Source organism: Kerstersia sp., from assembly GCF_052103615.1.
Classification (GTDB): Bacteria; Pseudomonadota; Gammaproteobacteria; order Burkholderiales; family Burkholderiaceae_B; genus Kerstersia.
In genome coordinates this window covers 1-8,854 of the sequence record NZ_JBQEKA010000113.1, presented here as the reverse complement: position 1 = coordinate 8,854, position 8,854 = coordinate 1, and the positions used below count along the sequence as shown (strand labels likewise).

At 60.2% G+C, this 8,854-nt stretch carries 8 protein-coding genes; 1 reads left to right on the top strand and 7 read right to left on the bottom strand.

Annotated features, from left to right (window positions below):
• Nucleotides 1-21 precede the first annotated feature (21 nt).
• From ACTJGZ_RS15090 to dsdX, 5 genes are all read right to left on the bottom strand, one after another.
• Complete coding sequence (locus ACTJGZ_RS15090) at nucleotides 22-546, bottom strand: TRAP transporter small permease (RefSeq protein WP_134838062.1); 525 nt, start codon at nucleotides 544-546, stop codon at nucleotides 22-24.
• A gap of 72 nt (nucleotides 547-618) precedes the next feature.
• Nucleotides 619-1,620, bottom strand: coding sequence for a TRAP transporter substrate-binding protein (locus ACTJGZ_RS15085; protein WP_441663723.1), 1,002 nt, complete (start codon nucleotides 1,618-1,620; stop codon nucleotides 619-621).
• A gap of 431 nt (nucleotides 1,621-2,051) precedes the next feature.
• On the bottom strand, nucleotides 2,052-3,143 hold the full coding sequence (gene ychF / locus ACTJGZ_RS15080) for a redox-regulated ATPase YchF (RefSeq protein WP_441663722.1): 1,092 nt from the start codon (nucleotides 3,141-3,143) through the stop codon (nucleotides 2,052-2,054).
• Between the two features lie 192 nt (nucleotides 3,144-3,335).
• On the bottom strand, nucleotides 3,336-4,667 hold the full coding sequence (gene dsdA, locus ACTJGZ_RS15075) for a D-serine ammonia-lyase (RefSeq protein ID WP_441663721.1): 1,332 nt from the start codon (nucleotides 4,665-4,667) through the stop codon (nucleotides 3,336-3,338).
• Between the two features lie 94 nt (nucleotides 4,668-4,761).
• Complete coding sequence (gene dsdX / locus ACTJGZ_RS15070) at nucleotides 4,762-6,099, bottom strand: D-serine transporter DsdX (RefSeq protein ID WP_441663720.1); 1,338 nt, start codon at nucleotides 6,097-6,099, stop codon at nucleotides 4,762-4,764.
• 310 nt (nucleotides 6,100-6,409) lie between these two features.
• Between dsdX and dsdC the strand changes: the two genes are divergently transcribed.
• Nucleotides 6,410-7,375 carry a DNA-binding transcriptional regulator DsdC gene (dsdC, locus tag ACTJGZ_RS15065; protein ID WP_441663719.1) on the top strand — a complete coding sequence of 322 codons (966 nt, stop codon included), beginning with the start codon at nucleotides 6,410-6,412 and terminating at the stop codon, nucleotides 7,373-7,375.
• Between the two features lie 128 nt (nucleotides 7,376-7,503).
• Here dsdC and ACTJGZ_RS15060 read toward each other — a convergent pair whose 3' ends face one another.
• Entirely contained in the window at nucleotides 7,504-7,704 is a 201-nt protein-coding gene (locus tag ACTJGZ_RS15060; RefSeq protein ID WP_127773201.1) for a hypothetical protein, read from the bottom strand.
• A gap of 162 nt (nucleotides 7,705-7,866) precedes the next feature.
• Nucleotides 7,867-8,640: a CPBP family glutamic-type intramembrane protease gene (locus ACTJGZ_RS15055; RefSeq protein ID WP_441663718.1), complete on the bottom strand. Its 774-nt coding sequence runs from the start codon at nucleotides 8,638-8,640 to the stop codon at nucleotides 7,867-7,869.
• Nucleotides 8,641-8,854: the final 214 nt, after the last annotated feature.

The following is an 8,854-nucleotide window of genomic DNA, read 5'->3' as shown; positions in this document are numbered from 1 at the left end:
AAAGAATCATCAATTCCATGCTTACTCTCCCTCGCCGAAGCCGTCTTCCGGCGCCTGGCGCAGCAGGTTTTCGAGCGAGAACACCGCAATCAACACGCCGCCCAGTACCAGCGGGATATACGTTGCGCCTTGAACGACATAACTGCCCGGCATCAGGACATGCCAGGACCCGATCACCAGATCCATGCCGAAATACGCCATCGCAACGCCGAAGGCCGCCGTCAGCAAATGGCTGAAACTGCGCACAGCCCGGCGCAGCGGCCCGGGCATCATCATTTGCCCGACGACAAAACCAATGTGATCCTGATGCCTGACGCCTGCCGCCGCGCCGATCAGAATGAACCAGCCCATCAGCAGAATCGCCGTGGTCTCGCTCCAGCTGGGCGAATCATTCAGCACAAAGCGCGCAAAAACCTGCCAGCCAATAATCAGCGTCATGCTGACCAGCGCCACCCTCGCTACCCATTGCGCCGCATTGGCAACGCCATTGAGCAGGCACGCCCATCCCGGCGTGCGGCAGTCTGCCGTACGTTTGAAAGCATTCATTTTGAAGACGCCATGGTTGGAGAAGCGCGCCCGGGCACCGCCGGGCCGCCCTTCCCGATACAAGCCGAAGGCTTATTGAACGGCCTGGATACGCTCGTACAATGAACGCAGTTTGTCGTTGCTCAGGTACTTCTGGCGCACAGGCTCCACGGCTGCGGCAAACTCGGCCTTGTCCACCTCAACCACCATGGCGCCCTTCTCGCGCACGATGCGCTCGGACTCCACTTCGCGGGCATCCCACAACTCGCGCATCTTCTGCGTCGCCTCTGCGGCAGCCTGCTTCACGGCCTGCTTCTGGTCATCGGACAAGGCATCGAAAGTGCGCTTGGACATCACCAGCATTTCCGGCAGCATCAAATGCTCAGTCAGCGAATAATGCTTGGCCACTTCATAGTGATTGGTGGACTCATAAGTCGGCCAGCTTTGCTCGGTGCCGTCGATCACCCCGGTCTGCAGGCCGGAATACATTTCATTGAATCCCATGGGCACGGCGTTGGCCCCCATGGCATTGATCATGTCGAGGAAAATATCCGAAGGCTGCACCCGGATCTTCAGCCCCTTCAGGTCGGCCAGCGTTTTCACCGGCTTCTTGGAGTTGTAGATATTGCGCATGCCGGCATCGAAATACGCCAGCCCGACCAGGCCATGCGGCTCCAGCGCATCCATCACTTCCTGGCCAATGGGGCCATCGACAACATCGCGCATGTGCTGCACGGAACGGAACACATACGGCAATGAAAACACCACGGTTTCGTTGATCAGGTTATTGATCTCGCCCAAGGTCACACGGTTGATATCAATCACGCCAAAACGCGTTTGCTCCACGGTTGCCTTCTCGTTGCCCAACTGGCCCGAGGCAAACACCTTGATATCCAGCTCACCATTGGTCAGCTCGCTCAAACGCTGCCCCATGAACTCCACTGCCTGCACCGGCGGGTAATTGGTCGGGTGCACATCGGCCGCGCGCAAGGTCTTTGCCTGTGGCGCCGCAACCGCCAGCAAAGCGAAAGAAACCCCCGCCAGCCACTTGCCGGATGCGCGGCGCACATCCTTACGGAATCCCAAATCCTTCATGCCTCTCTCCTGTTGGTGACACTATTTTTTATAGGTATAACGCACTACAAAGATAAGATGACTGATGTCTTAGCGGAGTATAACAACATGAAATTTGGCCTGTACACCTCTTATTCCAGAGGGTTTTCCCTGAAAACAAAACCCTAAAAAACACCAAAATACCCATAAAAATCATTGATAAATCAACAATTCCCAATCCCTTCCTGGCAACCTGACGGGATTTCGCATCTCATCCCAAGAACCATGAAATAAAATACGTTGTCATACTACTAGAGGATTTTCTAGAATCACCAGGCACCCGCCGGATATTGCGCCGGGGCCTATGCGGCCATACCGCCAAGACATGCCTGCGCACGCCATAAAAAAAGCGGCGCGCCTCATCGGCACGCCGCCCTGATTTACCCTGCAACGCGGCCTTGCGCCGCGTGCGGTCAGACGTTGAACAGGAAGTTCAGCACGTCTCCATCCTTGACCACGTATTCCTTGCCTTCGGCGCGCATCTTGCCCGCGTCCTTGGCGCCCTGCTCGCCCTTGAAGGAAATGAAGTCTTCGTAGGCGATGGTTTGGGCGCGGATGAAGCCGCGTTCGAAGTCGGTGTGGATGACGCCAGCGGCCTGGGGCGCGGTCGCGCCTATGGGCACGGTCCAGGCGCGGACTTCCTTCACGCCGGCGGTGAAGTAGGTTTGCAGGCCCAGCAGCTTGAAGGCGGCGCGGATCAGGCGGTTCAGGCCCGGTTCTTCCATGCCCATGTCGGCCAGGAAGGCCTTGCGGTCTTCGTCTTCCAGGTCAACGATTTCCGATTCGATGGCGGCACAGATGGCCACGACCGGCGCGTTGCGCTCGGCGGCATAGGCCTGCAGGCGCTCCAGCATGGGGTTGTTTTCAAAGCCGTCATCACTGACGTTGCCGACGTACATGGCCGGCTTGGCGGTGATGAAGCACAAGGGCGCCAGCAGCTTCAGGTCGTCTTCGCTCAAACCCTGGCTGCGGATGGATTTGCCTTGGTTGAGTTCGCCTATGGCTTTTTCCAGGATGGCGACCAGCTTCAGGGCATCCTTATCGCCTGCGCGCGCGGATTTCTGGAAACGGTGCAGGGCTTTTTCCGCCGTTTGCAGGTCGGCCAGCGCCAGTTCGGTTTCAATGACTTCGATATCGGCGATGGGATCGACCTTGCCCGCCACGTGCACGACGTTCGGGTCTTCGAAGCAGCGCACGACGTTGACGATGGCATTGGTTTCACGGATGTGGGCCAGGAACTGGTTGCCCAGGCCTTCCCCTTTGCTGGCGCCTGCCACCAGGCCGGCGATATCCACGAATTCCACGGTAGCCGGCAGAATGCGCTCGGGCTTGACGATATCGGCGAGCTTGTCCAGGCGGGGGTCAGGCACTTCCACGACACCGACGTTGGGCTCGATGGTGCAGAAGGGATAGTTTTCCGCCGCGATGCCGGCACGGGTAAGCGCATTGAAAAGCGTCGATTTGCCCACGTTGGGCAGGCCGACGATGCCACATTGCAAAGCCATGAGAATCCTGTATGAAGAAAAGCCGATGCAGACAGAGGCATCGGCCATAGAGGCGGAACAGCAGTTTGTTGTCCGGCATTTTAGCGTGAAAGCCGGACAGGAACCGGCAACTTGCCCGTCAGATCACAGACAAAGGACGCTGACAGCGCCCGTTTTCCTGTCCGCCGCCCATGGCCCGCTGGCGCGGCTGCCTTACGGCCGACCCTGGGCCAGGTAGCCCGCCATTTCTTCTGGCGGCACCATGCCGCCGCCGGTCGCCCAGACCAGGTGCGTGGCATGCTGCATCTGCGCGGCGCTCAGCCCATGCAGGCGCTGATATCCGGCGCTGGCACAGATCCGCTGCGGCCCGGCCATGCCTGCCAGCGCAGACGGTTCCAGCCTGAGGCCTTCAGCCGCATCGAGCCAGGCCAGCATGTCGTACATGGAAGCGTCGCTCAAGGTGTAGCAGCCGTCGATCAGGCGCTGCATCGCCCGGCCGACAAAGCCCGATGCCCTGCCGACGGCCAGGCCATCGGCGGCCGTCAGGTTGTCGATGCCTATGTCCTGCACCGAAATGGTGTCGTGCAATCCGGTGCTCATGCCCAGCAGCATGCAAGGGGAATGCGTCGGCTCGGCGAAGAAGCAGTGCACATGGTCCCCGAATGCCATTTTCAGGCCGAAAGCCACACCGCCAGGGCCGCCGCCCACGCCGCAAGGCAGATAGACGAAGAGCGGATGCTCGCGATCCACCGGCTTGCCCTGCGCCTGGAACTGCGCTTTCAGGCGCTCGCCCGCCACGGCATAACCCAGGAACAGGGTGCGCGAGTTCTCATCGTCAATGAACAGGCAGCGCGGGTCCGCTTGCGCCGCCTTGCGCCCTTGCTCCACGGCCACGCCGTAGTCTTCCTCGTATTCCACCACGGTCACGCCATGCGCGCGCAGTTTGGCTTTTTTCCAGGCGCGGGCATCCGCCGACATATGCACCGTGACATGAAACCCCAGGCGCGCGCCCATGATGCCGATAGACATGCCCAGATTGCCTGTGGAACCCACCGCAATACGGTACTGGCCAAAAAAATCCCGCAGCGGCGGCGTCAGCAGCTTGGCGTAGTCATCCTCCTCCCGCAGCAGCCCGGCCTCCTGCGCCAGCTTCTCCGCATGCACCAGCACTTCATAGATGCCGCCGCGCGCCTTGATGGAGCCGGAAATAGGCAGATGGCTGTCCTGTTTCAGCCAGAGCTCGCCGCTGATGGGCAGCCCCAGACGCTGTTCCAGCACGCGCTGCATGGCGGGGATCGCGATCAGCCGCGATTCAATGATGCCGCCGCTGGCCGCCGTGTCTTCAAAGGCCTGCGCAAGATAGGGGGCAAACCGCTGCAATCTGGCATGCGCCTGGTCGATGTCCTGCTGCCCCAGACCGACATGGGGCAAGCCTTGCTGCAGCGTCGTGAACTGCGGATTGAACCAGGTCGTTTCTTTCAGGGCAATCAGATCGCCGACGAGCGGATGCCCGGCAATTAAAGTATTCAGGTCAGCAGGTGTCATGGCAGTTCTTGAGTCGCTTGGTGTGCAGCGGCTCGCGAGAGCCGCGGGAATAGAGGGAATCGCAGGAATGGCGGCCAGCGCCGGGCAAGAAGGTTCAGATAACATAGGAAAGCAGGAAGGTGACGCCCAGCGCGATCAATGATGCGATGAATGTGGCTGTCGTGTAGTACTTGAAAGTTTCGCTCAGGCTCGCCCCGCAGTATTGCTTGACCAGCCAGAACAGCGAGTCCGTGACAATGGTGCAGCCTATCGCCCCGGAACCGATGGCAATGGCGATGATGTTGGGGCTGATATCGGGATAGAGCGGCAGCATGGGGGTGACGATAGCGGTGGCGCCCATCATGGCCACCGTGGCAGAGCCAACGGCGGCATGCAGCACCAGCGCAACCAGCCAGGCCAGCAGTATGGGATGCAGGGACAGATTGGAGAGAATCACCGCCAGGCTGTCCGCCAGGCCGCTGGCTTTCAGGATGCTATTGAAAGCGCCGCCAGCGCCGATGATCAGCAGGATATTGGCGATAGCGGCAAATCCGCTTTCGGTATAACCCAGCAAGGCGCTCATGCCCGTGCCGCGGCGCAGTCCCAGAACGTAATAGGCTACAAAGACGGCAATGAACATGGCGGTGATCGGGTTGCCGATGAACGCCATCAAGGCCACCAGGCTGCCGTCCGGCTCCATATAAAGCTCCGCCACGGTCTTGACCAGCATCAGCGCGATGGGCAACAGAATCGTCAAGAGCGCCGCCCCCAGCGACGGCAGGGTGTGTTCCTCCCTCAGTTCCACCGCGGCAAACTCTGGCGGCACAGGTTTGAAGGGCAGACGATTGCCCAGCAATTTGAGAAACAAGGGGCCGCCAACCAGTGCTGCCGCCAGGCCGACCAGCAAGCCATAAACAATCACCAGCCCGACATCCGCGCCCAGGGCCTGCGTGACGAACAAGGCGGCCGGATGCGGCGGCACGACGCAATGCACGGCCATCAGCGCAGTGCAGAGCGGAATGGCCAGTTTAAGCAGGGAGACACCGGTTTTGCGGGCAATGGAAAAAGCCAGCGGAATCAGCAGCACCACCCCGACCTCAACAAACAGGGTAATGCCGCAAATCAGGCCGACCAGCACCATAATGACGTCGGGCGACAGCCAGCGGCAACGGTGCAGCGTCAGCCCGATACGTTCGGCGGCCCCCGACACCTCCAGCATTTTCCCGAGAATGGTGCCCAAGCCGATGACGGCAGCCAGGAAGCCCAGTGTGCCGCCGATTCCGCTTTCAATGGCGTTCACCATGTCGATGGGCGCCATGCCCATCATGGTGCCGACGAAAAAACTGGCCAGCAGCAAGGCCAGGAATGGATGAAGCTTGAATTTAACGATGGTGACGATCACTAGCACGATGCCAATGATCAAGGTGGCAAGCACCCAGGTTTGTGAATCCACGGTAGTCCCCTTCCGGTTATGAGTTTTTCCGTATTAAAGGGATTCCAGGCCGCAGTGACAAACGATATATATTGCTCTTTGAGTGAATTAAATTTAATCAGATATAGGGTTTACACTGAAAATAGCCGGGTTATTACAATTTTGAGATTAATATTCTCATGTAAACATGAAAAATTCGCCGTCGTCATCAGAAATGCCATCCCAGGATGAAACTGGCTGACGCCTGGCATCCAAGGCGCCGCCATCAGGATTTCCCTGATGGCGGCCGCCCCTCTCTCTGCCCGCCCCTTGCCCACTCCGGGAGCCCAGCATGACGGAAGAAACACTGCCGGCCGCCAAAGACCGCTCGCTCAGCGGATGGCAACTCTCCAAGCTTCATACCTTTGAAGTCGCCGCACGGCATGAGTCTTTCGCCAAGGCGGCGGACGAACTTTCCCTCACCCCCAGCGCCGTCAGCCACAGCATCAACCAGATTGAAGCCCAGCTTGGCATTCAGCTCTTCTTGCGTTCCCACCGGAAAGTGGAGCTGACTTCGGAGGGACAGCGGGTCTTCTGGGCCCTGAGAGCATCCCTGCAAACGCTCAGCCAGGAAATCCTGGACATCAAGAACCAGGCGCTTTCCGGCCCCCTGACCCTTTATTCGCGGCCTTCCATTGCGCAATGCTGGATTGTTCCGGCCCTGGCGGATTTTGCGCAACGCTTTCCGGCCATCAAGCTGAGTGTGCTGACCGGCAATGAGTACATCAACTTCCATCGCACCGGCATTGATCTGGCCATTTATTTCGATGCGACACCCTCGCCGCAATTGCACAACCAGTACCTGATGGATGAAAGCATCACGCCAGTCTGCAGCCCCGCCTATGCGCGCCAGTTCAACCTGGCAGGCCAGCCCGAGCATCTCTCGCGCTGCATGCTGCTGCATGACCAGCAAGCCTGGAGCTATGACAGCGGCACGGATGAATGGCACAGCTGGGCGCAACACTTCGGGCTGAACCTGGACACCAGCGCAGGGCTGGGATTCGACCGCGCCGACCTGGCCATGACAGCCGCCATCCATCATGCCGGTGTCGCCATGGGACGCCGGCGCCTGGTACAAAAAAAACTTGATAGCGGCGAGCTGATCGCCCCTTTTGGCGGCATGGAATTGAAATGCGACCAGCACTATTACATCAGCACCCTATCCGACCGGCATTGGCCAAAAATTGAAGCCTTCACGCTTTGGCTCAAGGCCCTGGCCGCTGATGACGCCCGCTTCCGTGGCGCTGCCCCAGGCTGAGTGGCTGACTGAATCTTTGACTGATTTGTTTGGCCGCCTGCCGCCTGCCACCTATCGGCCAAGGCCAGATAAAACAATGGCGGACAACATTGTCCGCCATTGTTTCAGGATAGCCCCGCGCTGGCGGTTCAATCGTTCAGCGATTCTTTCGCTGCCTGCTCGGGGGTCCACCCTTCATAGAACTGGTCGGTGAACCACTCGGCCTCTTCTTCGATGTAAGCGCGCGCTTCAGCCAGCGTGGCGCCAGCTTCCACCAGCAGTTTCTCGACCTCGCCACACCAGGCAATCAATGCCTCCAGGTCCGGATCCAATTCTTCTTTCTTGGCCATGACAGCTCCTTCAGCATAAGCGTGGCAGCGGATCCGGCATCCAATCTCCGGCCGCTGACCAACATGATAATTCGGCCAGGGCGTGACCGCCAGGAAAAGTGACATCTGGCGTACTGGTGTCCGGCCGCCCGCCACCTGGATCCGCGGCGCCGCAGCTCTAGGCTACATGGCAGGCAAGCCGCCGCTGCCTGGCAACAGCCACATGGCCAGCATCAGCACCAGGACCGGCCCGGCGTTATAAATGCCATGCAGCACAATTGCCGCCCCGATTCCGGCGCGCGTGCGCACCCAGCCCAGCACCAGCCCTGCGAGCCACTGCGGCAACACCAGGACCGGCATCAGCCACCACGCCAGATGCCCCAGATTGAAGTTGATCAAATGCATGCCGGCAAAGGCCAAGGCCGACAAGTGAAAGACCCAGGGGAAAAACCGGCAATAGGCGCGCAAGGGCCGCCAGGCTTTGCGCGGCACCCGATGACGATTGCGCGGCCACCACAGGACAGCCAGCACCAGCGCCAGCAGACTGCCCGTCCACCATGTCGGCCCATTGACCAGCACGGCAATCAGCGGCGGCAAGAGCGCAGCGCCCAGCCAGGGGCGCCGCAGCCAGTAGCGGAAAACCAGCTCTTCGGTCAGCGGCGCCCAGGCAATGGCATGCAGCCACAGCCATTGATGCAACACCATCCTATGCGTCGCCCCACCTGTTTCCGCCACGCTGATAATCAAAGGAGAAAACACCAGCAGGGAAACCAGCCACAGCAGCCCGGCCCAGACCAGCATGCGCCTCAGGCGCGGCAGGCGCAGCCAATCCGCCCGGCCATTGTCCACCGGCAAACCCATGCCTGACGGACGGCGCCCGGCCAGCACGGGACGCCTGACAAACGCCAGGAAATCACGCACATCGCTTCCCAGGCCCGTGGCCCGCGCTTCACTCATGCCCGCCCCTTGCGCCGCAAGGCCGCGTCACACCGCGTTCGGCATGCCTGCGCCTGGCAACTGGCTTCATGCGCGTTTGCCTTCATTCAGCTGGCGCAGCGCGCGCTCAAAATCCCCGGCAAGGAAATGGGCCAGCAGCGGACGGCAGCGCGCCAATGCCTCGTCGATCTGATCCTGCTCTGCCCGCCGCGGCGGGAGCACCACAAAAACTGCC